This window comes from Pseudomonas sp. 09C 129 (assembly GCF_002843625.1).
Taxonomy (GTDB): domain Bacteria; phylum Pseudomonadota; class Gammaproteobacteria; order Pseudomonadales; family Pseudomonadaceae; genus Aquipseudomonas; species Aquipseudomonas chlororaphis.
Genome location: NZ_CP025261.1, coordinates 1,338,555 through 1,363,915, shown reverse-complemented (window position 1 = coordinate 1,363,915; position 25,361 = coordinate 1,338,555). Strand labels below are relative to the sequence as shown.

Below are 25,361 nucleotides of genomic sequence, written 5' to 3'. Positions count from 1 at the left end.
TCAGTCTCCCAGCGGCAGGCAATCGTCGCCGCCGCGGTAATCGTCCAGGGCCAGTTTGATCCGGCGCAGGCGTTCCTGGTTGTCTTCGGGCAGGGCCAGCGCCAGCTCAGTGGCCAGCACATCGATGGCCAGCAGCATGCCGTAGCGCGCGGCCGTGGGTTTGTAGATGAAGGAGGTTTCGGCGTTCTGCAGTGGCAACAGCACGTCCGCCAGTTCCGCCAGCGGCGAGTCGGCCAGGGTGATGGCGAGCACGCTGGCGCCGTAGCTGCGGGCCAGTTCGACGGTCTCCAGCAATTCGGGGGTGATGCCGGTCAGGGAGCAGGCGATCAGCGCGTGTTGCGGGCCCAGGGCCGCGGCGGTCACCCGCATCATCACCGGGTCGTGGCAGGCGGCGATGGGGTAGCCGAGGCGCACCAGGCGCACCTGCAATTCGTCGCTGCACAAGGTGGAACAGCCGCCCATGCCGAAGGCGTGAATCATCTGCGCCTTGCCCAGCAAGCGCACCGCATCGCGAAAGCGCGACTCGTCGAACCCCGCCAGGTGCTGGTGCAGGGTCGACTCGATATCGCCGACGATCTGCCGGTAGAAACCCGACTGCTCCGGGGTGCCCGCCGGGTCGAGAAAGCGGCTGCCGACGCCGCTGGCCTGAGCCAGTTGCAGGCGCAGGTCGCGACAGCCGACGCTGCGGGCAAACCGCGACAGGGTGGCGGCGCTGACTTCCGCCTGCTGCGCCAGCTGTTCCAGGCTGGCCGAGGCGGCGAAACCGACGTCATCCAGCATCAAGCGGGCGATGCGGCCTTCGCCGGCGCTGAAGGAATCCTGGCGGGAACGGATCTGGTAGAGGATGTCCATGGACGGCACCTGGGCTCAAAGCAATTGGGCAAGACCGACGGTCAGGGCGAAGGCGACCACCGAGATCAGGGTCTCCAGCACCGTCCAGGTCTTGAAGGTCTGGGTCACGGTCATATTGAAGTATTCCTTGATCAGCCAAAAGCCGCCGTCGTTGACGTGGGAGAAGATCACCGACCCAGCGCCGGTGGCCAGCACCAGCAGTTCCGGGTGGGGATAGCCCAGGCCGATGGCCACCGGCGCCACCACGCCCGAGGCGGTGGTCATGGCCACGGTGGCCGAGCCGGTGGCGATGCGCATCAGCGCGGCGAACAGCCAGCCCATCAGCAGCGGCGACAGCTGGAATTCATGGGCCAGGCCGACGATCTGGTCGGTGACCCCGGCGTCCACCAGGATCCGGTTCAGGCCGCCGCCGGCGCCCACCAGCAGGGTGATGCTGGCGGTCGGCGCCAGGCATTCGTTGGTGAACCTGAGGATCGATTCGCGGTTGAAGCCCTGGGCCAGGCCGAGGGTCCAGAAGCTCAGCAGGGTCGCCAGCAACAGGGCGATCACCGAGTTGCCGATAAACAGCAGGAACTGGTTGAGGCTGCTGCCCGGGGTGGAGATCAGGTTGGCCCAGCCGCCGATCAGCATCAGCACCACCGGCAACAGGATGGTGACCATGGTGATCGAAAAACTGGGCAAGCGGGTGCGCGGCTCACGGTCGATGAACTGGCGCGCCAGCGGGTTTTCCGCTGGCAGCTGGATGCGCGGCACGATGAACTTGGCGTACAGGGGGCCGGCGATGATCGCCGTGGGAATGCCGATCAGGATCGCGTACAGCAGGGTCTGCCCCACCGACGCCTGATAGGCCTGCACCGCCAGCATCGCCGCCGGGTGCGGCGGCACCAGGGCATGCACCACCGACAGGCCGGCGACCATCGGCAGGCCGACCATCAGGATCGACACACCGACACGCTTCGCCACGGTGAAGGCGATCGGCACCAGCAACACGAAACCGACCTCGAAGAACAGCGGCAGGCCCACCAGGAAGGCGATGCAGACCATCGCCCAGTGCGCGTTGCGCTCGCCGAAACGGTCGATCAGGGTCCGCGCCACCTGCTCCGCGCCGCCGGACTCGGCCATCATCTTGCCGAGCATGGTGCCCAGGGCCACCACCAGGGCGATGTGCCCGAGGGTCTTGCCGACACCCGCCTCGTAGGCCCCGACCACGCCGGACGGCGGCATCCCGGCCATCAACGCCAGGCCCACCGAGACCAGGGTGATGACAATGAACGGATTGATCCGGTAACGCGCGATCAGGACGATCAGCGCGATGATGGCGATGGCGGCATAGCCCAGCAGCCAGTAGCCCGATGCAGGTGTCATGCGGTACTCCTCGAAAAAGGGTCACGTCGAATGCTTGTGAAACTCATAAATCATTTCGTGACCGGATTTTCAAACCACATGAAACTAACTTTCGCGCAGAGACATGCTTTGTCGCGGACAGACAGGTCGTGTCGCGAATAATGAAAATTGGCGAGGGGTATTTTCATCCGCTGTAGCGGATGTCTGCTTCTTTCTGTAGGAGCGAGGCTTGCCCGCGATGGCGTCGTTTCTGACACATCGCGGGGCCTCGATCGCGAGCAAGCTTCGCTCCTACAGAAGCTTGCTCGTGATCGACGGGTTATTTGACGACTTTGCCCACGCCGCGTCCGCGCGGGTCGGAGGCCGTTTCCAGCTGGCGGCCGGTGACCCGGATCGCCTGGATATCGCCCATCTCCCAGCCCTGGTCTTCCAGGGTGTAGCCCAGGGCTTTCAGCTCGTCGGCGACCTTGCCGGTGAGCGGTGCGTAGGCGTCGTAGTAAATAGTGTCCTTGGGCAGCAACTGGTGATGCACGCGCTGCGCGGCCACGGCTTTCTCCAGCGGCAGGTCGAAGTCGTAGAGGTTGTTCAGCACCTGGAAGATCGAGGTGAAGATCCGCGACCCGCCAGGCGTGCCCAGCACCAGGGTGACCTTGCCGTCGCGGGTCACCAGGCTCGGGCTCATGGACGACAGCATGCGCTTGCCCGGCGCGATGGCGTTGGCGTCGCCGCCGACCACGCCAAAGGCGTTGGCTACCCCGGGCTTGGCGCTGAAGTCGTCCATTTCGTCGTTGAGCAGGAAGCCCGCGCCCTTGACCACCACGCCGCTGCCGTAGTCCCAGTTGAGGGTGTAGGTATTGCTCACCGCGTTGCCGTCGGCATCAACGATGGAGAAGTGCGTGGTCTGGTGCCGCTCCAGGCCCGGGCGGACTTTTTCGGTGGGCGAGATGGCCGTCGGGTTGATCTCGGCGGCGCGTTTTTTCAGGTAGGCCGGGTCGGTCAGCTGCTTGACCGGCACCTCGGAGAACGCCGGGTCGCCAAGGTAATCGGCGCGGTCGGCGAACACGCGTTTTTCGATTTCCGCCAGCAGGTGGATGTACTTGGCCGAGTTCAGCTCGACGCCCTTGAAGTCCGCCGTGCGTTCTTCCTTGATGGTCATCAGTTGCGCCAGGGCGACGCCGCCGGAGCTGGGCGGCGGCGCGGTGTACAGGGTGTTGCCGCGCCAGTTGACCTGCAGCGGCTCACGCCAGGCGACCTTGTAGTCCTGCAGGTCCTGCTTGGTGATCAGGCCTTTGTCGGCCTGCATCTGCGCCACCAGCAGGTCGGCGGTCTTGCCCTCGTAGAACTCCTTGGCGCCCTGGTCGGCGATGCGTTCCAGGGTCGCGGCCAGCTCCGGCTGGCGGAAGGTTTCGCCGACTTTCATGCTGCCGAAATAGTCGCCGAAGTTGGTGCTGTCCTTGAACAGCTTCAGCGCATCCTCGCGGTACTGATACTGCTTGTCGGCGACCTTGAAACCGTTTTTCGCATAGCCCACCGCCGGGGTGATCAGTTCGCTCCAGGGCAACTTGCCGAACTTCTTGTGCGCCTCCCACAGGCCCATCACCGTGCCCGGCACCCCGGCGGCGCGCGCGCCGACCAGGCTGAGGTTCTCGATCACCTCGCCTTTGTCATTCAGGTACATGTCGCGGGTCGCGGCCTTGGGCGCGGTTTCGCGGTAGTCGAGGAAGTAGGGTTTTCCGTCGATGAACAGGGTCATGAAACCGCCGCCGCCAATGTTACCGGCCTCGGGGTAGGTCACCGCCAGGGTGAAGGCGGTGGCGACCGCGGCGTCCACCGCGTTGCCGCCCTTCTTCAGAACCTGCGCCGCGACGTCGGCGCCATACTGGTTCGGCGCGGCGACCGCACCGCCCTCCAGCAACACAGCGAAGGTCGGCGAGCTGGCGGCGATGGCCGCTGTCAGAGCCAAGGTCTTAAATAGAACAATGCGCATAAGGTCCGTCCTTTTATTGTTTTTTGGCAGGTCGAACGATAGGGGCAAGATCGGGGGCGGAGCAATCGGCAAATAAAAACGGCCGCTTGAAGCGGCCGTCTGGCGAGGGGACGAGTGACGGTGGCTACGGTGCCGCGCTTGAGGCCGTCACGACCGTACCGGTCGATCGTCCGAACGCGACCCGAGCCTGCAGCAGCGGCTACAGGGATAGCGGGTCAGACCATCTCGTGGCGAATCCACTCCAGCACCGAGGTGCGCCGCGGTACCCAGCCCAGCAATTCGCGGGCGTTCTTGCCCCGCACGCGGCTGTTGGAACCCAGGCCGTAGTTGGCCATTTCATAGCCCCATTCGGCTTCGGCCTGGGCCAGCGGCCAGTCCTGCGGCGCGCCGAGGTGCAGGGCCTGGGCCATGGCGGTGGTCATGTCGATGAAGGAGGCTTCACCGCTTTCGACGAAGTAGAAGGTGCCCGGGATGTTGCGGGTCAGCGCCAGCAGGTACAGCGCCACCACGTCTTCGATATGCACGTTGGACCAGATGTTCTGCCCCGGCCCGACATGCCGCACCACGCCACTGTTGCGCGCCTGCTTGAGCAGCCGCGGCAGCTGCACGCTGTCGCGTTTCACGCCGAGGCTGTGGCCGTAGATCAGGGTGTTGCAGAGCACCGCCGAGTTCACCCCGTCCTTGGCAGCGGCCAGCACCAGGTTGTCGATGGCCACGCGCGCGGCCTTGTCGACGGTGGGCTCTGGCAGGTTGTTTTCCTGATAGACGACGTCGCTGACCTTGCCGCCCGAAGCGTCGCCGACGATGCTCGAACCGCTGGTGTGCAAGAAGACTTTATTGGAGCCCTTGAGGGCCGCGAGCAGGACTTCCACCGCTCCACGATGGTCGCTGCTGGCAGCGTTGATCACCGCGTCGGCGGCGCGGGCCTGTTCGGTCAGCACGACGCTGTCGTCCAGGCTGCCGAGCACCGGCTGGATGCCCAGGGCGCTGAGTTCGGCGGCCTGTTCGGCGCTGCGCACCAGGCCGGTGACTTGATGGCCGGCCTGGACCAGGCCGGTAGCGATGGAGCCACCGATAAAACCCGCGGCGCCGGTGACGAATACATTCATGGAGAAACTCCCTGGGTGGATAAGTGATGGCGCCAGTATCGACGGGCGACTCCTGCCGAAACAGGCAGGTTGGCCCAAATCACTCTTGCGCAGGGATCACGAATCAGGGATCGGTCTTCCCACGGAGATTGGCCGCTGCAGGAGCCGACTTGCCAGCGATGGCGCCTGCCCGGGCGGTGCAAGGCGAGCCGGTTCCTACAGCAGAAAGGCCTCAGCCTTCGAACAGCGGGTTAGCGTACTCGGCCAGCTTGCCCTGGATAAAGTCGAGGAAGCACTGGATGCGCAGGGCCAGCTGCGAGTTGCGGTAGTACACGGCGTTGATCGGCTGGCGATAGCCGCTGTTGAACTGGGCGAGGAGCGGCGTGAGGCGCCCGGCGCGGATGTCGTCGATGGTCATGAAGTGCGACAGGCAGGCGATGCCCTGCCCTGCCAGCGCCAAGTGGCGCACCGTCTCGCCGCTGGAGGCGCTGATGCCCGGCTGGATCGGCCAGCGGTCGCCGTGCACATGGCGCAGCGGCCAGTGGTTGAGGGTTTCGGTCTGGGTGAAGCCCAGCAGGGTATGGTCGCTCAGCTCGGCCACGCTGGCGGGTGTGCCGTGCCGCTTCAGGTAGTCGGGGCTGGCGAGGATGTGCAGCGGGCTGCAACCGAGCGCGCGCGCATGCAGGGTCGAGTCCGCCAGGGTGCCGATGCGGATCGCGATATCGGTGCTCTGCTCCAGCAGGTCGATGATCAGGTCGTTGCTGTTGAGCTCCAGCTGGATGTCCGGGTACAGGCTACGGAATTCGGCGATGTAGGGCACGATGGCATGCAGCATGAACGGCGAGGCGGCGTTGATGCGCAGGCGCCCGGACGGCGTCTGCTGGCGGGACGACAGGCGCTCTTCGAGCTCGTCCATCTGGTCGAGGATCAGCTTGGCCTGCTCGAAGAAATACTTGCCCTCCTCGGTCAGGTCCATGCGCCGTGTGGTGCGGTTGATCAGCGTGGTGTCGAGCTTGGTTTCCAGGCGCGACAGGGTGCGGCTGACCGCCGACGGCGTCTGCCCGACCTGCTCGGCCGCCGCGGAAATCGAACCGCACTCGATGACGCAGACGAAGATCTGGAGTTCGTCGGATCTGGCTTTCACGTAAGTCCTCTATCTCGGTTGGGCGCCTGTAGCCACTGCCGCAGGCTGCGATAAGGCCGAAGGCCTTCAGCGATCTCACGACCTTGCGCCCCCTTCGGTGGCGATCGCAGCCTGCGGCAGCGGCTACATCCTGTGTCAGGCTTGTGGCACGCCACCGATAGTAGCCGGATTTACGCGGGGAGGTTGAACACCGCCTTGAGGTGTTCTTCGTAGCGCTGCACGTCGGCCTCGATGTTCGGGCGCTTCATCACGTCGACGCAGAGGAAGGTCGGCAGGCCGCGCATGCCGAGGAACTGGTTGGCCTTGTGGAACGGGAAGTACACCGCGTCCACGCCCTTGGCTTCGAAGAAGTCGGTCGGGTCGTCGAAGGCTTGCTGCGGAGCGTTCCAGGTCAGCGACAGCATGTACTGCTTGTCGTGGATCAGGCCGCCGCTGCCGTACTTCTGCGAGGCATCGGAACGGGTGCGGCCGTCGCTGGCGTAGAGGCTGCCGTGGCCCTCGGTGAAGACTTCGTCGATGTACTTTTTCACGATCCACGGCGCGCCCATCCACCAACCCGGCATCTGGTAGACGATCACGTCGGCCCAGAGGAACTTGGCCACTTCTTCCTGGATGTCGTAGCCCTCGTCGATGTGGGTGACTTTGACGTCCACGCCGCCACGGTCCAGCACCGCCACCGCGGCTTCATGCAGGGTCGCGTTATAGCGGCCGTCGGAGTGGGCGAACTTCTTGCCACCGTTGAGCAACAGTACTTTTTTCATGATCCAGCCTCATCAGGAACAACCCTTTGGCGCTGCGCTGCAGGGCCGGGTCGAGAAAATTAAAAAACGATGGGGCGGAGAATATCGTTGAAAGACGATATGAATAAGCGCGATCCAGGCAAAAAGCATTTGACCAATACGCACGAATAGACGACGGATTCGTGTCGTAGAATTTTTAAAACTCCCTTTACTCAGGAACGCAGCATGTCCGAACAGCACGGTTTTATCCTTCACGCCAAGACCCGCCCGGAAATGTCCGAGGCCTTCGAGGCGCTGTTTCGCGCCTATGTCGAGCCGAGCCGCGCCGAACCTGGCTGCATCGAATACCACATGCTGCGCGACCAGCAGGACCCGAGCCTGTTCATCTTCTATGAGATCTGGGAATCCCAGGCGCACCTGGACGTGCACTCCAACTTGCCGCACATGAAGGCGTTCTTCGACAAGCGCATGGATTACCTGGAGCGCGACTTCGATATCCGCCGCATCGACATGCTCAGCCCGTCGTCCGCTAGCCGCTGATTAGTAGATGGGCACCCAGCAGGACCAGGCCGCTGAAAAACACCCGCTTGAACAGCACGGCGCTGATGCGCTGGCGCAGTGCCTGGCCCAGCCACATGCCGAGCAGGGCCGGGATCAGCGCCAGCAGCGAAGCGCTGAGTTCGCCGCCGCCCAGGGCGCCGCGCCAGTACAGGCCGGCCGCCAGGGCCAGGGTCGAGACGGTGAACGACAGCCCCAGGGCCTGCACCAGTTCGTCCTTGTGCAGCCCCAACGCCTGTAGATAAGGCACCGCCGGAATCACGAACACCCCGGTGGCCGAGGTGATGACGCCCGTCACCAGGCCACAGGCCGGGCCCAGCCAGGTTTCCATTCGCGGCCGCAGCCGCAGGGTCGGCAGCAGCAACCCGCTCAGGGCATAGAGCAGTAACGCCGCCCCCAGCGCCCGCACCACCCAATGCCCACCGTCGATGCCCAGCCACAGGCTGCCCAGGCCAGTGCCGATGAATATCGCCAGCAGCAGCGGCCACAAGCGCTTGAGCAACGTCCACAGATGCCCACCGAATGCCAGCTGCCAGACATTGGTCAGGGTCGCCGGGATGATCAACAGCGCCGCAGCCTGCGTTGGCGCCATAGCCAGGCCGAGCAGGCCCATGGCAATGGTCGGCAGGCCGAGGCCGATCACGCCCTTGATCATGCCGGCCAGGACAAAGGTGCCGATCACCAGCAAGGACAGGAGCAAACCGAGGTTCTGGTAAAACGCGAGGGAAGTGTTCATGGCGCTATCCTGCACCCGCGGCGGTGGGCTGAAAATCTGCCATATACTGAGGTAGCCTCTTGCTGGGCGAGAGGCTGTAGATTTTCAGTGGCTGTGATGGCCGCACAGCGGCGTTATCAAGGACACCCCCCATGCACTTCGACCTGACCGACCTGCGCCTGTACTTGAACATCCTCGACGCCGGCAATATCACCGCCGGCGCCAGCCGCAGCCATTTGTCCCTGGCCGCGGCCAGCGCACGAATCCGCGCCATGGAAGCATCCCTGGGCACCGAGTTCCTGCAGCGCGGCCGCCGAGGCGTGAGCCCGACGCCCGCCGGCAAGGCCCTGGCCCAGCACGCGCGCGGCCTGCTGCAACAGGCCGAGCACCTGCGCCAGGACCTGGCCGAATATGCCCGGGGCGTCAAAGGCCAGGTGCGCCTGTTGTGCAACACCACGGCGATCACCGAATACCTGCCGGAGCCGCTGGCGGACTTTCTCTGCGCCCACCCCAACCTCGACATCGACCTGCAGGAGCTGCCCAGCCAGCGCATCACCCACGCCCTGCGCCAGGGCGCGGCGGACCTGGGGATAGTCTCCGACGCGGTGGATACCCAGGACCTGCAGACCCTGGCGTTTCGCGACGACCCGCTGGTGCTGGTCCTGCCCGCCCACCACACGCTGGCGGACGGTCGGGCGGTGAGTTTCAGCGACAGCCTGCACCACGACTATGTCGGCCTCGCCGCCCACAGCGCCCTGGCCGTGTACCTGGAAGAACAGGCCTTGCACCTGGGGCTGCGGATGGCGATCCGCATCCGCGCCGACGGCTTCGACGGGGTGATGCGCATGGTCGCCCGGGGCGCCGGATTGGCGGTGGTGCCCCGCGCCGCCATCGAACGCCGGGGGCCGGATGCATCGCTCAAGGTGCTGCCGCTGGTGGAGGCCTGGGCGCAACGCAAGTTGCTGCTCTGCGCCCGCGACTTCAACGCCCTGCCGCCCTACGCCAAGGCCCTCCTGGAAGCGCTGGGACACCTGTAGGAGCAGCCGGTCGACGCTCGATTGCTCGCGAATAGCGTTCGTCGCAACGCTGCGGTAAATGGCCGCTGCGCGGATCGCGAGCAAGCTTCGCTCCTACAGGTTTGGGATCAGACCTTGGACGGGTTCAGCTCGGCGGCGGCCCGGGTTTTTCTGAAGCAGGCGAAGTAGACCGCCGTCAGGATCAGCAGGAACGGCACGCCGAACACCAGGGTCATCTTGAAGGCCTCGGTGAAGTAGGTGGTGATCATCACCGCGCCCATCAGCACCAGGCCCAGCAACGTGCTCCAGGGGAACAGGCGCATGCGGAACGACAGCTGTTGCTCGCCATGGCGCTGGTGGTAGCGGCGGAAGCAGTAGTGCGTGAGGAAGATCATGAACCAGGTGAAGATCGCGCCGAACATCGAGATCGCCATCATCAGGGTGAACGAGCTTTCCGGGTACAGCACGTTGATCAGGGTCGCCAGGCCGATGCCCGAGCTGGACAGCAGCAAGGCGTTCAACGGGATGCCGCTCTTGCTCAGGGCGCCCATGGACTTGGGCGCATAACCGCCGCGGGACAGGCTGAACATCATGCGCGTGGTGATGTACAGCTGGCTGTTCATCGCCGACAGCGCGGCGATCAGGATCACGAAGTTCATCACCCCGGTGGCGCCGGGAATGCCGATGGTCTGCATCACCGTGACGAACGGGCTCTGCGCCTTGCCGGCCTGGACCCAGGGCACGATGGCCAGCATCAGCGCCAGGGTCAGCAGGTAGAACACCACCAGCCGCACCATGGTCGCGCGAAAGGCCTTTTTCACCGCCCGCTGCGGATCCTCGGCTTCGCCGGCGGCCACCGCGATCATCTCCACGCTCAGGTAGCTGAAGATCGAGACGATCACCGCGACCCACATGCCCTGCACACCGTGGGGGAAAAAGCCGCCGTGGGCGGTGTAATTGTGCAGGCCGTAGTCGGCATTGCCGGAGCCGAACACCACGTACACCGCGAGGATGATGAAGCCGACGATGGCGGCGATCTTGATGGTGGAGAACCAGTACTCGAAATTGCCGAAGGTTTTCACGCTGATGGCGTTGAGCAGGATCAGCACGCTGGAGAACGAGACGATCCACACCCATTCCGGCACGTGGGCGAACCAGTACTTCATGTACATGGCGATGGCCGTGACCTCGGCGCCGACCGCCAGCACGATGGCCGCCCAATAGGCATAGCGCACCAGGAACCCGGCCAGCGGGCTGATGTAGAACTCGGCGTAGGCGCCGAAGGAGCCGGAGGTGGAATGGGCCACGGTCATTTCCGCCAGGCAGCCCATCAGCAGCAGAGTGATCAGCGCGCCGATGGCGTAGCTGAGCAGCACGCTGGGCCCGGCGTAACCGATAGCGTAGGCGCTGCCCATGAACAGGCCGGTGCCAATCGCCCCGCCGATGGCGATCATGCTCATCTGCCCGGCTGTGAGCTGGCGGCGCAAGCCCTGTTCACGATTGGAAATCGCTGCAAAACCCTTGTTGGTCGTGGTCACGTTTGTGAGCCTCTTTTATTGTTATTTGCACACGGAATGGCTTGGCTTGTAGCCGCTGGCGCAGCCTGCGATCGGCGACGAAGTCGTCGTGAAACCGGGCAACGCGGTGTTTCGGTTACACCGCGTGCACCGGTCTTACGCCTGCTGCGCCCGAACGCGGACCGAGCCGATCGCAGCCTGCGGCAGCGGCCACAGGGGGGGTGTTTCAGGTCACGCTGTGGCGGATCTGGAACTGCGGCTGGGCCCAGGTTTTTTCATCTAGGATTTCACCGAGGATCTGCACCGCGTCCCAGACTTCGCTGAAGCGGGTGTACAGCGGCGTGAAGCCGAAGCGCATGATCCGCGGTTCGCGGTAATCACCGATCACGCCCCGGGCGATCAGGGCCTGGATCACCGCATAACCTTCGGGGTGCTCGAAGCTGACATGGCTGCCGCGCTTGTCGTGTTCGCGCGGGGTGACCAGCTTCAGGCCATGGGCCGCGCAGCGCTGTTCCACCCGTTCGATGAACAGGTCGGTCAGGGCCAGGGACTTGCGCCGCAGGCTGGCCATGTCGGTCTGCTCGAAAATCTCCAGGCCGCACTCGACCATGGCCAGCGACGTGATCGGCTGGGTGCCGCACAGGTAGCGGGCGATGCCGCTGCTCGGCTGATATTGCACGTCCATGTCGAACTGCCGCGCATGGCCGAACCAGCCGGACAGCGGCTGCCTGACCAGATCGCAGACGGCCGGCGAGACCCAGGCGAAGGCTTGCGAGCCCGGGCCGCCGTTGAGGTATTTGTAGGTGCAGCCGATGGCGTAGTCGGCGCCGGCCTGCTTCAGGTCCACCGGCACCGCGCCGGCGGAGTGGGCCAGGTCCCACAGGCTCAGCGCGCCGCATTCGTGGGTCAGCGCGGTTACCGCCTGCATGTCGTGCATGTAGCCGGTCTTGTAGTTGACGTGGGTCAGCATGACCACCGCGGTGTCTTCGCCAATGGCCTGGGGCAGCGCCTCGGGGCTGTCCACCAGGCGCAGGGAATAGCCCTGCTGCAGCATCTCGGTCAGGCCTTCGGCGATGTACAGGTCGCTGGGAAAGTTGCTGCTCTCGCTGACGATCACCCGCCGCTGCGGCGCCTTGAGCGCCTGCACCCGCAAGGCGGCGCTGAGCACCTTGAACAGGTTGACCGAGGTGGTGTCGGTGATCACCACTTCGTTGGCATCGGCGCCGATCAGTTTGGCCAGGCGGTCGCCCAGGCGCTGCGACAGGTCGCGCCAGCCGGCAGTGTTCCAGCTGCGGATCAGGCCATTGCCCCATTCCTCGGCAATCACCTGTTGCGCCCGTTGCAGGGCCGCGACCGGGCGGGCGCCGAGGGAGTTGCCGTCGAGATAGATCACCCCGTCGGGCAGCGCGAACTGGTTGCGCAGCGGTGCCAGCGGGTCCTGTGCGTCGAGGGTCAGGCAGTGGTTTCTTGTTGTCATGGGAAGTCCTGTTTTCACTAAGGCATGCGGCGGCACACGCCATGCCAGGGGCGGCATCGGCGGCTGCGCGGTGAAGAAATAATGAACGAAGCCCTGGAGAATTTTCGTGCAAAATGCGCTATGAGAGCGGCACAGTCTCGAAGATTATTCGACTACAACTTAAAAAAACGCGGATAAATGCCAACCATGATTCTCGACTCGACAGACCTGCGAATCCTGCACTTCCTGCAACAGGACGGCCGTATCAGCAACCAGGAGCTGGCGGAGAAAGTCGCCCTCTCGCCCTCGGCCTGCCTGCGTCGCCTGCGCCTGCTGGAGGGCGAAGGCATCATCAGCGGCTATCGCGCGGTACTGAATGCCGAGCGTTTGGGGATCGAGCTGGAGGCCATCGTTCATGTGTCGCTGCGCCAGGACGTGGCGGACTGGCACGAGACCTTTATCAAGAAGGTCCAGCAGTGGCCGGAAGTGGTGACCGCCTATGTGGTCACCGGCGCCAGCAACTATGTGCTGCGGGTCCAGGCGCGCAACCTCAAGCACTTCTCGGATTTCATCGTCAATCACCTGAACCGCACGTCCGGGGTCACCGACATCCGCTCGGAAATCGTCCTGCAGAAAATCAAGGAGCAGGACGGCCTGCTGGACCTGGTGTTGCGCAAGTAACCGCTAGAAACCACCCAGGCGCCGCGCGTCGTGGCGCTGCAGGGTGACGCTGGGCGACTCGCCGAACAGCTTGCGGTATTCGGCGGAGAACCGCCCCAGATGGCTGAAGCCCCAGCCCAGGGCGATCTCGGAAATGGTCCGCGCCGAGCCGTGTTCGAGGATCTCCTGGCGCACCGCGTTGAGCCGGTACTTCTTCAGGTAGACCATCGGCGACAGGGCGAAATACTTCTTGAAGGCCTCGAACAGCTTGAAGCGCGAAACCCCGGCGGCGGCTTCCAGGTCTTCCAGGCCCAGCGGTTCGCGGGCGTTGGCGTGAATGTACTGGCGGGCGCGGACCAGGTAGTGGGGCAACTTGACCTCCAGCACCTCGCGCAGCTCCGCCGAGTAGTTGTTCGGCTGGGCCAGGATCAGGCCCTTGATCAAGGAGCTTTCCAGGTCCCGGGTGAAGGCCAGCTGTTCGTACAGCTCGCTGCTGCGCTCCAGCTCGGCGATGAAATAGCGCGCCATGCGCCACCAGGACGCCGACGCCCCCTCCACCGCATCCATCACCGCCTCGAAGCGCAGCGGCGCTTGCGGCGGGCGTTGCAGCAAGGCTTCGAGGGCCTCGCTCATGGCCGCCCGGGTAATCACCACCTGGACTTTGCGGCAGTCGCCGGAGATCGCCAGCATCTGGCTTTCATTGGGCGCGATGATCACCCCCTGGTCGCGGTTGGAACGCAGCAGCCGGCCGTCCTTGCTCAGTTCCTGATCGCCGCTCAGCGGCAGGCTCAGGCTGTAGCTGCTGAAGCGCTCGGCGTCTTCGATATCGATGGTGACGTCGGTGCCGTATTCGATGGTGCCCAGGGTCGTGGCCCGCGACTTGAACACGTTGGCGCTGTGGTGAAAGCGGATGCGTTCGGGGGTCGCGGTCTCGAGCCGATGCGGCCCGCAAATGCCGGACATCCAGCTTCTCGCCCCCTCGAGGTCGTAGCGATCGATACGAATATCGCGAAACTGCGAATCAGCCTTGCTATTCATCACGGCGCACCCACGGCAATATTTTTTTTGCGCGCTCTGACGGCGCGTCTGGCTTGAAGTACTGGCTTGCTTGCAACAGCCGACAGCAAGTTTTGCGCCACCGCCCGGCACTGCCAACCGACTGGATAGCAATCGCCGACTAAGTGGATAGAACCCGTCCACCCGGTGCGCAAAACCCACGCAAGACTGCGCCAAACAGTAGCTCATCGCGACATCGCGGTGCAGCCGTTGATCGCCTGGGGCGCAGGCCCTGGGTATTTCCACCACACCTCCAGCCCATGTAGCCGCTGTAGCCGCTGTAGCCGCTGTAGCCGCTGCCGCAGGCTGCGATCGACGACGCAGTCGTCGCAAGACCTGAGCCCGCGATCCTCCTGAAACACCGCGATACCTGGTTTGCGCCTGCTGCGCCCGAACGCGGACCGAGCCGATCGCAGCCTGCGGCAGCGGCTACAGATGAGCGTGGCCATGCAATTTTGTGGATGGCCTTGGCCGACTAAGCGGATAGCCACCTCTGCCCCGCACTCTCTCTAATGCATGCACCGATTGGCCTGAACAAGAAAGGTACTCACTCATGAGTGGTGCAAGAAACACAGAACAATGGAAAAGCTTCATCGACGGCTGCCTGGATTTTCGTCCGGACGACGGCGTATTCCGCATCGCCCGGGACATGTTCACCGAGCCCGAGCTGTTCGACCTGGAGATGGAACTGATCTTCGAGAAGAACTGGATCTACGCCTGCCACGAAAGCGAGCTGGCCAACAACCACGACTTCGTCACTATGCGCGCCGGGCGCCAGCCGATGATCATCACCCGCGACGGCGAAGGCCGGCTCAACGCGCTGATCAACGCCTGCCAGCACCGCGGCACCACCCTGACCCGGGTCGGCAAGGGCAACCAGTCCACCTTCACCTGCCCGTTCCACGCCTGGTGCTACAAGAGCGACGGGCGCCTGGTGAAGGTCAAGGCGCCGGGGGAATACCCCGAAGGCTTCGACAAGGCCACCCGCGGCCTGAAGAAGGCCCGCATCGACAGCTACAAGGGCTTCGTCTTCATCAGCCTCGACGTCCACGCCGACAACTCCCTGGAAGACTTCCTCGGCGACGCCAAGGTGTTCTTCGACATGATGGTCGCCCAGTCGCCCACCGGTGAGCTGGAAGTCCTGCCCGGCAAGTCCGCCTACACCTATGACGGCAACTGGAAACTGCAGAACGAAAACGGCCTCGACGGTTATCACGTGAGCACCGTGCACTACAACTACGTGGCCACGGTGCAACACCGCCAGCAGGTCAACAGCGAGAACGGCGGCGCCAGCGCCACCCTCGACTACAGCAAGCTCGGCGCCGGCGACGCCAACACCGACGACGGCTGGTTCGCCTTCAACAACGGCCACAGCGTGCTGTTCAGCGACATGCCCAACCCTGCGGTGCGCTCCGGCTACGCCACCATCATGCCGCGGCTGGTGGAGGAGTACGGCCAGGAAAAGGCCGAATGGATGATGCACCGCCTGCGCAACCTCAACGTCTACCCGAGCCTGTTCTTCCTCGACCAGATCAGCTCGCAGCTGCGGATCATCCGCCCGCTGGCCTGGAACAAGACCGAGATCATCAGCCAGTGCATCGGGGTCAAGGGCGAGTCCGACTCCGACCGGGAAAACCGCATCCGCCAGTTCGAGGACTTCTTCAACGTCTCGGGCATGGGCACCCCCGACGACCTGGTGGAATTCCGCGAAGCCCAGCGCGGTTTCCAGGGCCGCCTGGAACGCTGGAGCGATATCTCCCGCGGCAGCCACCGCTGGGAAACCGGGCCGACCCGCAACAGCGAGGCCATCGGCATCCAGCCGGCCATGACCGGTACTGAGTTCACCCACGAAGGGCTGTACGTCAACCAGCACCGCAACTGGCAGAAATTCCTCCTCGACGGGCTGGCCCGGCAATCCCTGAAACTGCGTGAGGTGTGAACATGAGTGCGCAACTGCAATACCGTATCGAGCAGTTTTTCTACCGCAAGTCCGAGCTGTGCGACGCCCAGGACTGGGATGCCTACCTCGAACTCTTCGACCCGCAGAGCGAGTTCCACCTGCCGCAGTGGGACTCCGAGCATGTCTACACCACCGACCCGAAACGCGGCATGTCGCTGATCTACTACGCCAACCGCTCGGGCCTGGAAGACCGGGTGTTCCGCCTGCGTACCGGCAAGGCCGCCTCGACCATTCCGATGCCGCGCACCCTGCACAACATCAGCAACGTGCGGATCGCCGAGTTGGCCGACGGCAGCCTGCAAGTGCGGCTGAACTGGCACACGCTGTTCTATCGCCTGGCCACCGCCGAGCAGTTCTTCGGCCATGCCACCTACAACCTCAAGGCCCACGGCGACAGCTGGCTGATCACTCGCAAGCATGTGCTGCTGCTCAACGACACCATCAATTCGGTGCTCGATTTCTACCACCTCTGACGGAGACCGGGCATGAATCACAAGGTCGCGTTCAGCTTTGCCGACGGCAAGACGCTGTTCTTCCCTGTAAACGCCAACGAAATACTGCTCGACGCCGCCCTGCGCAACGGCATCAAGATCCCCCTCGACTGCCGCGAGGGCGTCTGCGGCACCTGCCAGGGCCGCTGCGAATCGGGCAACTACAGCCAGGACTACGTGGACGAGGAAGCGCTCTCCAGCGCCGACCTGGAGCAGCGCAAGATGCTCAGTTGCCAGACCCGGGTGCAGTCCGATGCCACCTTCTACTTCGACTTCGATTCCAGCCTGTGCAGCGCCGCGGGGCCTGCACAGCTGGGCGCCACAGTCAGCGCAGTGCGCCAGGTCTCCGACAGCACGGCGATCCTGCAACTGCAGCTCGACGAGGGTCAGGCGGCGCTGGACTTCCTGCCGGGGCAATACGCCCGGCTGTCGGTCCCCGGCACCTCGAGCAAACGCTCCTACTCGTTCGCCAACCGCTCGGGCAGCCAGCAGCTGCAATTCCTCCTGCGCCTGCTGCCCGACGGGGCAATGAGCAATTACCTCCGCGAACGCTGCCAGGTCGGCGACCGCATCGAGCTGGAGGCGCCGCTGGGCGCCTTCTACCTGCGCCATATCGTCCGGCCGCTGGTGCTGGTGGCCGGCGGCACCGGGCTGTCGGCGCTGCTGGCCATGCTCGAGCAACTGGTCGCCGACGGCTGTACCCAGCCGGTGCACCTGTACTACGGGGTGCGCAACGTCGCCGACCTGTGCGAAACCGCGCGTATCGAGGCTTATGCCGGCCAACTGCCGGGCTTTCGCTACACTCCGGTGATCAGCGAGCCGACGGCGGACTGGCCGGGCAAGCGCGGTTATATCGCCGAGCATTTCGATTGCAGCGAACTGCGCGATGCTCCGGTGGACATGTACGTCTGCGGACCGCCACCGATGGTCGAGTCGATCAAGAACTGGTTGCAAGATCAGCAACTTGAGAGCGTTCAGCTGTATTACGAGAAGTTCACCGAGAGTAATATCTGATCCGTCCGCCGTCAGCCGCGATCTGGCCGCGAATACGGACAGATCCGATAACAATGAGAAGAGAGCGTGATTAGTGGATGACATCCTGAAACCCGGCGAACTCAAGCGTGGCTTGAAGAACCGCCATATTCAGCTGATTGCCCTGGGCGGGGCGATCGGCACCGGACTGTTCCTGGGCTCCGCCGGCGTGCTCAAGTCCGCCGGACCTTCGATGATCCTCGGTTATGCGATAGCCGGGTTCATCGCCTTCCTGATCATGCGCCAGCTCGGCGAAATGATCGTCGAGGAACCGGTGGCCGGGTCCTTCAGCCACTTCGCGCACAAATACTGGGGCGGTTACTTCGGCTTTCTCGCCGGCTGGAATTACTGGGTGCTGTACGTGCTGGTGGGCATGGCCGAACTCACGGCCGTGGGCAAGTACGTGCAGTTCTGGTGGCCGGAAATCCCGTCCTGGGTCAGCGCGGCGGTGTTCTTCGTACTGGTCAACCTGATCAACATGATGAACGTGAAGTTCTTCGGCGAAGCCGAGTTCTGGTTCGCCATCATCAAGGTGGTGGCCATCATCGGCATGATTGCCCTGGGCTGCTACATGCTGGCCAGCGGCAGCGGCGGCCCGCAGGCGGCGGTGAGCAACCTGTGGAGCCACGGCGGGTTCTTCCCCAATGGCGGCACCGGCCTGCTGATGGCCATGGCCTTCATCATGTTTTCCTTCGGCGGCCTGGAACTGGTGGGCATCACCGCCGCCGAGGCCAGCGAGCCACGCAAAGTGATCCCCAAGGCGATCAACCAGGTGGTGTACCGGGTGCTGATCTTCTACGTCGGTGCCCTCACCGTGCTGCTGTCGCTGTACCCCTGGGACCAGTTGCTGCAGACCCTCAACGCTTCCGGCGACTCCTACAGCGGCAGCCCGTTCGTGCAGATCTTTGCCCTGATCGGCAGCGACACCGCCGCGCACATCCTCAACTTCGTGGTCCTGACCGCGGCGCTGTCGGTGTACAACAGCGGCGTGTACTGCAACAGCCGCATGCTCTACGGCCTGGCCGAACAGGGCGACGCGCCCAAGGCGATGATGAAGCTGAACAAACAGGGCGTGCCATTGTTGGCCCTGGGCGTCTCGGCGCTGATCACCCTGCTCTGCGTGGTGGTCAACTACCTGGCGCCGCAAGAAGCCCTGGAACTGCTGATGGCGCTGGTCGTTGCCTCGCTGATGATCAACTGGGCGCTGATCAGCCTGACCCACCTGAAGTTCCGCAAGTCCATGGGCCAGCAAGGCATAGTGCCGTCGTTCAAGACCTTCTGGTTTCCGTTCAGCAACTACCTGTGCCTGGCTTTCATGCTGATGATCGTCAGCGTGATGCTGATGATTCCCGGCATACGGGTGTCGGTCTACGCCATCCCGGTGTGGGTTGCGCTGATCTGGGTGTTCTACCGCCTGCGGATAGCCAGGTCCGGCGCTCGCGCGGTGGCCTGACGTCTGCGGCACCAGCCCCGGTAGCCGCTGCCGAGCCCCGCGAGGCTGCGATCGGGCGCGCAGCGGCCGTAAAACAGGCGACCGTGTTCAGCCTGTCCCACCGCAGTGGCCGGTTTTACGGCTCCTGCGGAGCCGATCGCAGGCTGCGCCAGCGGCTACAGGGATTGGCATAAACAAAAAGGCCCGGCATTCGATGAATGCCGGGCCTTTTTGTTGGCCTGCCGCTTACAGCGTCGAACGTACGCGCCACAGCTCGGGGAACAATACGGTGTCGAGCATCTTGCGCAAATAGCCGACGCCTTCGGTGCCGCCGGTGCCGGGCTGGAAGCCGATGATGCGCTCCACCGTGGTCACATGGCGGAAGCGCCACTGGCGGAAGGAGTCTTCCAGGTCGATAAACTTCTCCGCCAACTGGTACAGGTCCCAGTAGCGCGACGGGTCGGTGTAGACCTCGCGCCAGGCGGCTTCCACCGACGGGTCATGCTGGGTCGGCGCCTGGCTGTTCAGGGCCAGGCGCTCGGGGTCGATGGCCAGCCCGGCCTTGGCCATCAGGCCGATGGCTTCGTCGTACAGCGACGGCGTGGCGATCGCCAGCTCCAGTTCCTTGAGCAGTTCCGGCCGATGGGCATGGGGGCGCAGCAGGGTCGCGCTCTTGTTGCCGAGGATGAACTCGATCTCGCGGTACTGGAACGACTGGAAACCCGACGAGTGCCCCAGGTACGGGCGGATCGACTTGTACTCGGACGGGGTCATGGTCGCCAGCACCGCCCAGGCGTGCACCAGCTGGTCGAAGATCCGCGACACCCGCGCCAGCATCTTGAATGCCGGTGGCAGCTGCCCCTGATGCACGTGCTCGCGAGCCGCCTTGAGCTCGTGCAGCATCAGTTTCATCCACAGCTCCGAAGTCTGGTGCTGGATGATGAAGAGCATTTCGTTGTGGTCCGGCGACAAGGGGTGCTGGGCATTGAGGATGCGCCCCAGGTCCAGGTAGTCGCCGTAGCTCATGGAGTCGGAAAAATTCAGCTCGGCGTTATGCCAGTTGCCGGGCGGCGGGTTGTTCGAATAGGGACATTGACTCATCGCGTGGGCTCCTCATGTCAGGTCGCGGCCGGTCGATCACCCGGCGCCGGTCTTGATCGAGGGCGCGCGGGGTCGAAGCTTCGTTGTTGTAAATACTATTGTAGGAATTATCGCGGCAAAGGCCGCAGGATGGCGCGCACCGGGCTCGCATCCAGATGAGCGAAACGCAGGGGGAGCGCGATCAGTTCGTAGTCGCCTTCGGCCACCTCGTCGAGCACGATGCCTTCGAGAATCGCCAGGCCATGGCGGGCCACGGCGTTATGGGCCTCCATGGTTTTCGATTGCTGCGGGTCGAGGGACGGGGTGTCGATGCCGATCAGGCGCACACCGTGGCTGGCCAGCAGTTCGACAGTCTCCTTGGCCACGGCGCTGAAATCCGGGTCCCAGGTGCTCAAGGGCGCCTGTCGATAGGTACGCAACAGCACCCGCTCGGGCAGGTTGTCCAGGTGCCCCTCCAGGTGCCGGGGCAAGACCAGCGGGCCACAACCCAGGCAATGCACGACCCGGCACGGGCCGAGGTAGACATCCAGCGGCACCTCGCCGATCGGCGCGCCATCGGCGCTGTAGTGCAGCGGCGCATCGACATGGGCACCGGTGTGCGGCGACAGGGTGATGCGCCCGACGTTCACCGGGCACTCGGGCCCGTATTGCCAGACCCGCTCTTCCTGGAATGGCGTATCGCCGGGCCAGGTCGGGGTCGCGGTACTCAGGGGCGGGCTGATGTCCCACCAGCTTGGGGTTGTGCTCATAGCGTTGCTCTCGGCCATTTCGACCTGAATCATACGAGCGATGCCCGTGAAGATTCTTGCGAAATGCTCCAGCGACCGCGAAATCTTTCGCATGAACTGCCAGGAAATCACTGATTCACGCTCGGAAATTTCAATGCAAACCGCGGCAACACTTCACGGGCGGGTACTGCGTTTCTGGGCACCCCGATGTCGAGTACAGACAACTGACCGGGCGCCGGGCGCTATAGGGTGCGACTTCAGTTCTCAGCCAACACCCCGGAGTCCTCATGACCGCGACTGCCCCCATCACCGTTCTGCGCGACACTCACCCGCTGCCGGTGCTCGATGCCTGCAAATGGGAAAAACTCGAAGGCGACCCGCACACCGTCAACCTCAACGCCTACACCAGCGAAGACGGCAGCAAGATCATGGGCACCTGGATCTGCACGCCCGGCAAATGGCGCGTGGACTATGTGAAATGGGAGTACTGCCATTTCCAGGAAGGCTACTGCGTGATCACCCCGGACGGCATGGACCCGATCCACCTGCGCGCCGGCGATATCTTCGTGGTCGAGCCGGGGATGAAAGGCACCTGGGAAGTGGTCGAGACCGTGCGCAAGTATTTCGTGTTCGCCTGATCCACCGCGCCACATCACTCTGCCTCTGTAGGAGTAGGGGGACGCCTAGTCCTTGCTCGCGATAGCGGTATGTCAGACGCAGCGCATTGCCTGCATCGCGGGCAAGCCTTGCTCCTACGAGTTATTTCTGCGGCTGATACTCCGACGCCGCAAACAAAAAACCGGGAGCCCACCCGACGTGAGTCCCGGAAAGTTTGCAGCGTTCACAGCGGTTGGCGAAACCTGCGCTCTTTAAAGAGCGCAGGCTTTGCAGTGCCTAGCTCGGCTTGCGATAGCTGTTGACGATAGCCGAGAAGTCCATGCCCCCTTCCCCGCGCTGGCTCATGGCCTGGTACAGCTGCTGCGCCACGGCGCCCAGCACCACGGGCTGGTGCGCCTGGCGGGCGGCCTCGGTGGCCAGGCCCAGGTCCTTGAGCATCAGCTCGGCGCCGAAGCCGCCGGTGTAGCCGCGGGCGGCCGGCGCGGTTTCGATCACGCCGGGCCAGGGGTTGTAGGTGTCGGAACTCCAGCAACGCCCGGTGGAGCTGTTGATGATGCCCGCCAGCACCTTGGTGTCGATCCCCAGGGCATCACCCAGGGCCATGGCCTCGCTGACACCGATCATCGAAATGCCCAGCAGCAGGTTGTTGCAGATCTTGGCGATCTGCCCGGTGCCCACTTCACCGCAGTGCACGATATTGCGGCCCATCTGCGCCAGCACCGGCTGCAGGGTGGCGAACAGTTCGGCGCTGGCGCCGACCATGAAGGTCAGGGTGCCCGCCGCCGCGCCGCCGGTACCGCCGGATACCGGCGCATCGGCCACGGCCACGCCTTGCTTGGCAGCCGCCGCGGCCACGTCGCGGGCGGTCTGCGGGTCGATGGTGCTGCAATCCACCGCCGGCGTGCCACGGGCGATACCGGCCAGCACTCCGTCGTCACCCAGCCAGACGCTGCGCACATGGGGCGCGGCCGGCAGCATGGTGATCACCAGCTCGCTGTCTGCGGCGGCGGCGCGCGGCGAGGTACTGATGCTGCCACCCAGTTCGGCCAGTTCCTTGAGCACGGCCTGGTTCAGGTCGAACAGGTTCAACTGATGCCCGGCCTTGAGCAGGTTGCGCGCCATGGGTGCGCCCATGTTGCCCAGACCGATGAATGCGATTTTCATGAGCGGACTCCTCAACGCAAATGGATGGTGGTGTTCACGCCATCGTTGACGCTGTCATCGTCGAACCAGCGACTGGTGACGGTCTTGGTCTGGGTATAGAACTGCACCACTTGTTTGCCATAGGGCCCCAGATCGCCCAGTTTGGAACCACGGGAACCGGTGAAGCTGAAGAACGGTACAGGCACCGGAATCGGGATGTTGATCCCGACCTGGCCGACATCGATTTCGGTCTGGAACTTGCGGGCCGCCGCGCCGCTCTGGGTGAACAGGCCGGTGCCGTTGCCGAAGGGGTTGCTGTTGACCAGGGCGATGGCCTGGTCGAGGGTGTCCACTTCCAGCACCACCAGCACCGGGCCGAAGATTTCCTGGGTGTAGATCTGCATGTCAGTGGTCACCCCGGAGAACAGGGTCGGGCCGACGAAGTTGCCCTGCTCGAAACCTGGCACCTTGACGTCGCGACCGTCCAGCTCCAGCTTGGCGCCTTCCTTGATGCCGCTTTCGATCAGGCTCAGCACACGCTCCTTGGCGCGCTTGGAAATCAGCGGCCCGACATCGGTGCCCGGCTCGCTGCCGGCATTCACCTTGAGTTTCTGCGCCAGCGCCTTGAGGTCCGGCAGCCATTGTTTCGCCGCGCCCACCAGGACCACCACCGAGGTGGCCATGCAACGCTGGCCGGCCGCGCCGAACCCGGCACCGACCAGGGCATTGAGCGCCTGTTCGCGGTTGGCGTCGGGCAGCACCACCGCATGGTTCTTCGCGCCCATCATCGACTGCACGCGCTTGCCGTGTTTGCCCGCCAGGTCATAGACGTGGGTGCCCACCGCGGTGGAGCCGACGAACGACACCGCCTTGATGTGTGGGTGGGTGCACAGCTTGTCCACCACGTCCTTGCCGCCATGCACCACGTTGAGCACGCCAGGCGGAACCCCGGCTTCCAGCGCCAGCTCCACCAGCAGCATGGTCGACAGCGGGTCCTGTTCCGAAGGTTTGAGGACGAAGGTGTTGCCGCAGGCGATGGCCATCGGGAACATCCACAGCGGAATCATCGCCGGGAAGTTGAACGGGGTGATCCCGGCGCAGACACCGATCGGCTGGCGCAGGGTGTAGGTATCGACGCCACCGGCGACGTTCTCGGCGAACTCGCCCATCTGCAGGCTGCCGATCGAACAGGCATGCTCGACCACTTCCAGACCGCGGAAGATGTCGCCTTCGGCATCGGCGATGGTCTTGCCCTGTTCGGCGCTGAGCACCTGGGCAATGCGCTTGGAGTGTTCGCGGATCAGCGCCTGCAGCTTGAGCATGATGCGCATCCGCGCGCCGATCGGGGTCAGTTTCCAGGTCTGGAAGGCGCGATGCGCGGCTTCGATGGCGGCGTCGACTTCATCCGCCGTGGCGAAAGGTACCTTGGCCAGCACCTGTTGGGTGGCCGGGTTGGTGATGTCGTGCCACTCGCGGGTCTGGGATTCGACCCACTGGCCGTCGATCAGCAGCTTGACCTGCTGCAAGGTAGTGCCGTCGGACTTGAGGGATGCGTTCATACGGGTCTCCTGACTTCTTGAGGTTCTTATGCAGGGAGCCAAGGCGTGGGACCGCCTTGAAATGAGGCGTGCGTCGCGAGTTGGTTGTCGGACTGTTTTTGGAGTATAGATGTGCAAACTTCTAATAAGAACGCACATAAAAGCCGGTCCATCATGCAAAAAAACATCACCTCCCTCGGCTCGCTGAACTGGGACGACCTGAAGTTTTTCCTCGAAGTGGCGCGCACCCGCAAGGCCAGCAGCGCGGCCAAGCGCCTGGCGGTGGACTACACCACGGTGTCGCGGCGCATCGGTTCGCTGGAGGGCGCGCTGGGCACCCTGCTGTTCGAAAAGTCCCGGACCAATGGCTTTGTCCTGACCGCCGAGGGCCAGCGCCTGCTGGGTTATGCCGAGTCGATCGAAAGCACTCTGCACATGGCCTGCGAACAGGTCTCGGGCTCGGGCGTGGCCCTGTCCGGGCATGTGCGCATGGGCTGTACCGAAGGTTTCGGCAGCTTTTTCATCACCCCGCAACTGAGCCATTTCGTCGACGCCTACCCGGCGATCTCGGTGGATATCCTGCCGCTGCCGCACTTCATCAGCCTGTCCAAGCGCGAGGCCGATATCGTCATCGCCCTGGAACGCCCGGAGCATGGCCCCTACGTCTGCTGCAAGCTCTGCGACTACCGTCTGCGGCTCTATGCGACCCAGGAATACCTCGACCAGCACCCACCGATCCGCCGCCCGGCGGACTTGAGCGAGCATCAATTCATCAGCTACGTGGACGACCTGGCGTTCAGCTCGGAGCTCTTGTACCTGGCCAACGTGCTGCCCGGCGCCAGCGCCAACCTGCGCAGCACCAGCGTCATCGCCCAATACGTGGCGGCCCAGCAAGGACGCTCGCTGGCGATCCTGCCGTGCTTCCTGGCAGCCCAGGACCCGCGCCTGCTGCCAGTGCTGCCGGAGGAAATAGACATCACCCGGCAGTTCTGGATGTACTGCCGCGAGGACCTGCGCAAGCTCAAGCGGATCACCCTGTTGTGGGATTACATCCGCAGCGTGACCGAACAGAATCAGGGCCTGCTGATGGGGCAGAGCCGGGAGATGGTGTTTGCCGACTCATAGTCCTGCAGAAAGATCAGCAGGCCCTGCCAAGGCTTTGTGGCAGGGATTGATCGTAATTGC

Annotated in this window: 23 protein-coding genes; 9 read left to right on the top strand and 14 right to left on the bottom strand. The window is 64.0% G+C overall.

Annotation, left to right across the window (positions count from 1 at the left end; all coding sequences use genetic code 11):
- The 6 genes from CXQ81_RS06260 to CXQ81_RS06235 form a co-directional block, all read right to left on the bottom strand.
- Complete coding sequence (locus CXQ81_RS06260; RefSeq protein ID WP_101336778.1) at positions 1–852, bottom strand: MurR/RpiR family transcriptional regulator; 852 nt, start codon at positions 850–852, stop codon at positions 1–3.
- Between the two features lie 15 nt (positions 853–867).
- Complete coding sequence (locus CXQ81_RS06255) at positions 868–2,217, bottom strand: gluconate:H+ symporter (RefSeq protein WP_101336777.1); 1,350 nt, start codon at positions 2,215–2,217, stop codon at positions 868–870.
- Positions 2,218–2,515: 298 nt separating this feature from the next.
- Positions 2,516–4,183 (bottom strand): gamma-glutamyltransferase, encoded by a 1,668-nt coding sequence (ggt, locus tag CXQ81_RS06250; RefSeq protein WP_101336776.1) that lies wholly within the window; start codon positions 4,181–4,183, stop codon positions 2,516–2,518.
- A gap of 215 nt (positions 4,184–4,398) precedes the next feature.
- On the bottom strand, positions 4,399–5,292 hold the full coding sequence (locus CXQ81_RS06245) for an NAD-dependent epimerase/dehydratase family protein (RefSeq protein WP_101336775.1): 894 nt from the start codon (positions 5,290–5,292) through the stop codon (positions 4,399–4,401).
- A 211-nt stretch (positions 5,293–5,503) separates the two neighbouring features.
- On the bottom strand, positions 5,504–6,415 hold the full coding sequence (locus CXQ81_RS06240) for a LysR family transcriptional regulator (protein WP_101336774.1): 912 nt from the start codon (positions 6,413–6,415) through the stop codon (positions 5,504–5,506).
- Between the two features lie 170 nt (positions 6,416–6,585).
- The gene (locus CXQ81_RS06235) at positions 6,586–7,176 is read right to left on the bottom strand and encodes an NAD(P)H-dependent oxidoreductase (RefSeq protein WP_007927414.1); all 591 of its coding nucleotides are present in this window, start codon (positions 7,174–7,176) and stop codon (positions 6,586–6,588) included.
- Positions 7,177–7,380: 204 nt separating this feature from the next.
- Between CXQ81_RS06235 and CXQ81_RS06230 the strand changes: the two genes are divergently transcribed.
- On the top strand, positions 7,381–7,695 hold the full coding sequence (locus tag CXQ81_RS06230) for a putative quinol monooxygenase (protein ID WP_016704181.1): 315 nt from the start codon (positions 7,381–7,383) through the stop codon (positions 7,693–7,695).
- Here CXQ81_RS06230 and CXQ81_RS06225 read toward each other — a convergent pair.
- Positions 7,685–8,449, bottom strand: a complete 765-nt coding sequence (locus CXQ81_RS06225) for a sulfite exporter TauE/SafE family protein (RefSeq protein WP_101336773.1) — start codon at positions 8,447–8,449, stop codon at positions 7,685–7,687. The two genes, CXQ81_RS06230 and CXQ81_RS06225, sit on opposite strands and share 11 nt — an antisense overlap.
- Before the next feature lie 131 nt (positions 8,450–8,580).
- On the opposite strand from CXQ81_RS06225, the gene CXQ81_RS06220 reads away from it, so the two are divergent.
- Positions 8,581–9,465 carry a LysR family transcriptional regulator gene (locus CXQ81_RS06220; protein WP_101336772.1) on the top strand — a complete coding sequence of 295 codons (885 nt, stop codon included), beginning with the start codon at positions 8,581–8,583 and terminating at the stop codon, positions 9,463–9,465.
- A 107-nt stretch (positions 9,466–9,572) separates the two neighbouring features.
- Here the strand turns inward: CXQ81_RS06220 and CXQ81_RS06215 are convergent, their stop codons facing one another.
- Together CXQ81_RS06215 and kynU are read right to left on the bottom strand one after the other, a co-directional pair.
- Entirely contained in the window at positions 9,573–10,982 is a 1,410-nt protein-coding gene (locus CXQ81_RS06215; protein ID WP_101336771.1) for an amino acid permease, read from the bottom strand.
- 205 nt (positions 10,983–11,187) lie between these two features.
- A complete protein-coding gene (gene kynU, locus CXQ81_RS06210; protein ID WP_101336770.1) occupies positions 11,188–12,438 on the bottom strand; it encodes a kynureninase in 1,251 nt (416 codons plus the stop codon).
- A gap of 186 nt (positions 12,439–12,624) precedes the next feature.
- Between kynU and CXQ81_RS06205 the strand changes: the two genes are divergently transcribed.
- Positions 12,625–13,098 (top strand): Lrp/AsnC family transcriptional regulator, encoded by a 474-nt coding sequence (locus CXQ81_RS06205; protein ID WP_007927404.1) that lies wholly within the window; start codon positions 12,625–12,627, stop codon positions 13,096–13,098.
- 3 nt (positions 13,099–13,101) lie between these two features.
- Here the strand turns inward: CXQ81_RS06205 and CXQ81_RS06200 are convergent, their stop codons facing one another.
- Positions 13,102–14,115: a helix-turn-helix domain-containing protein gene (locus CXQ81_RS06200; protein ID WP_053259559.1), complete on the bottom strand. Its 1,014-nt coding sequence runs from the start codon at positions 14,113–14,115 to the stop codon at positions 13,102–13,104.
- A 571-nt stretch (positions 14,116–14,686) separates the two neighbouring features.
- Between CXQ81_RS06200 and antA the strand changes: the two genes are divergently transcribed.
- The 4 genes from antA to CXQ81_RS06180 all read left to right on the top strand — a co-directional run bounded on the left by antA (position 14,687) and on the right by CXQ81_RS06180 (position 19,069).
- Positions 14,687–16,072 (top strand): anthranilate 1,2-dioxygenase large subunit, encoded by a 1,386-nt coding sequence (antA, locus tag CXQ81_RS06195; RefSeq protein ID WP_101336769.1) that lies wholly within the window; start codon positions 14,687–14,689, stop codon positions 16,070–16,072.
- Positions 16,073–16,074: 2 nt separating this feature from the next.
- Positions 16,075–16,566, top strand: coding sequence for an anthranilate 1,2-dioxygenase small subunit (gene antB / locus CXQ81_RS06190; protein ID WP_101336768.1), 492 nt, complete (start codon positions 16,075–16,077; stop codon positions 16,564–16,566).
- A 12-nt stretch (positions 16,567–16,578) separates the two neighbouring features.
- A complete protein-coding gene (gene antC / locus CXQ81_RS06185; RefSeq protein WP_101336767.1) occupies positions 16,579–17,598 on the top strand; it encodes an anthranilate 1,2-dioxygenase electron transfer component AntC in 1,020 nt (339 codons plus the stop codon).
- Between the two features lie 73 nt (positions 17,599–17,671).
- On the top strand, positions 17,672–19,069 hold the full coding sequence (locus CXQ81_RS06180) for an amino acid permease (protein WP_101336766.1): 1,398 nt from the start codon (positions 17,672–17,674) through the stop codon (positions 19,067–19,069).
- A 225-nt stretch (positions 19,070–19,294) separates the two neighbouring features.
- Here CXQ81_RS06180 and kynA read toward each other — a convergent pair whose 3' ends face one another.
- Positions 19,295–20,149, bottom strand: coding sequence for a tryptophan 2,3-dioxygenase (gene kynA, locus CXQ81_RS06175; RefSeq protein WP_101336765.1), 855 nt, complete (start codon positions 20,147–20,149; stop codon positions 19,295–19,297).
- Between the two features lie 107 nt (positions 20,150–20,256).
- On the bottom strand, positions 20,257–20,898 hold the full coding sequence (gene kynB / locus CXQ81_RS06170; protein WP_037033901.1) for an arylformamidase: 642 nt from the start codon (positions 20,896–20,898) through the stop codon (positions 20,257–20,259).
- Between the two features lie 266 nt (positions 20,899–21,164).
- On the opposite strand from kynB, the gene CXQ81_RS06165 reads away from it, so the two are divergent.
- On the top strand, positions 21,165–21,515 hold the full coding sequence (locus CXQ81_RS06165; protein ID WP_007922165.1) for a cupin domain-containing protein: 351 nt from the start codon (positions 21,165–21,167) through the stop codon (positions 21,513–21,515).
- Positions 21,516–21,771: 256 nt separating this feature from the next.
- Here CXQ81_RS06165 and mmsB read toward each other — a convergent pair whose 3' ends face one another.
- Together mmsB and CXQ81_RS06155 are read right to left on the bottom strand one after the other, a co-directional pair.
- Positions 21,772–22,659: a 3-hydroxyisobutyrate dehydrogenase gene (gene mmsB, locus CXQ81_RS06160; protein ID WP_101336764.1), complete on the bottom strand. Its 888-nt coding sequence runs from the start codon at positions 22,657–22,659 to the stop codon at positions 21,772–21,774.
- An 11-nt stretch (positions 22,660–22,670) separates the two neighbouring features.
- Complete coding sequence (locus CXQ81_RS06155) at positions 22,671–24,197, bottom strand: CoA-acylating methylmalonate-semialdehyde dehydrogenase (RefSeq protein WP_007922163.1); 1,527 nt, start codon at positions 24,195–24,197, stop codon at positions 22,671–22,673.
- A gap of 153 nt (positions 24,198–24,350) precedes the next feature.
- On the opposite strand from CXQ81_RS06155, the gene CXQ81_RS06150 reads away from it, so the two are divergent.
- Positions 24,351–25,301 (top strand): LysR family transcriptional regulator, encoded by a 951-nt coding sequence (locus tag CXQ81_RS06150; RefSeq protein WP_097140225.1) that lies wholly within the window; start codon positions 24,351–24,353, stop codon positions 25,299–25,301.
- Positions 25,302–25,361 lie beyond the last annotated feature (60 nt).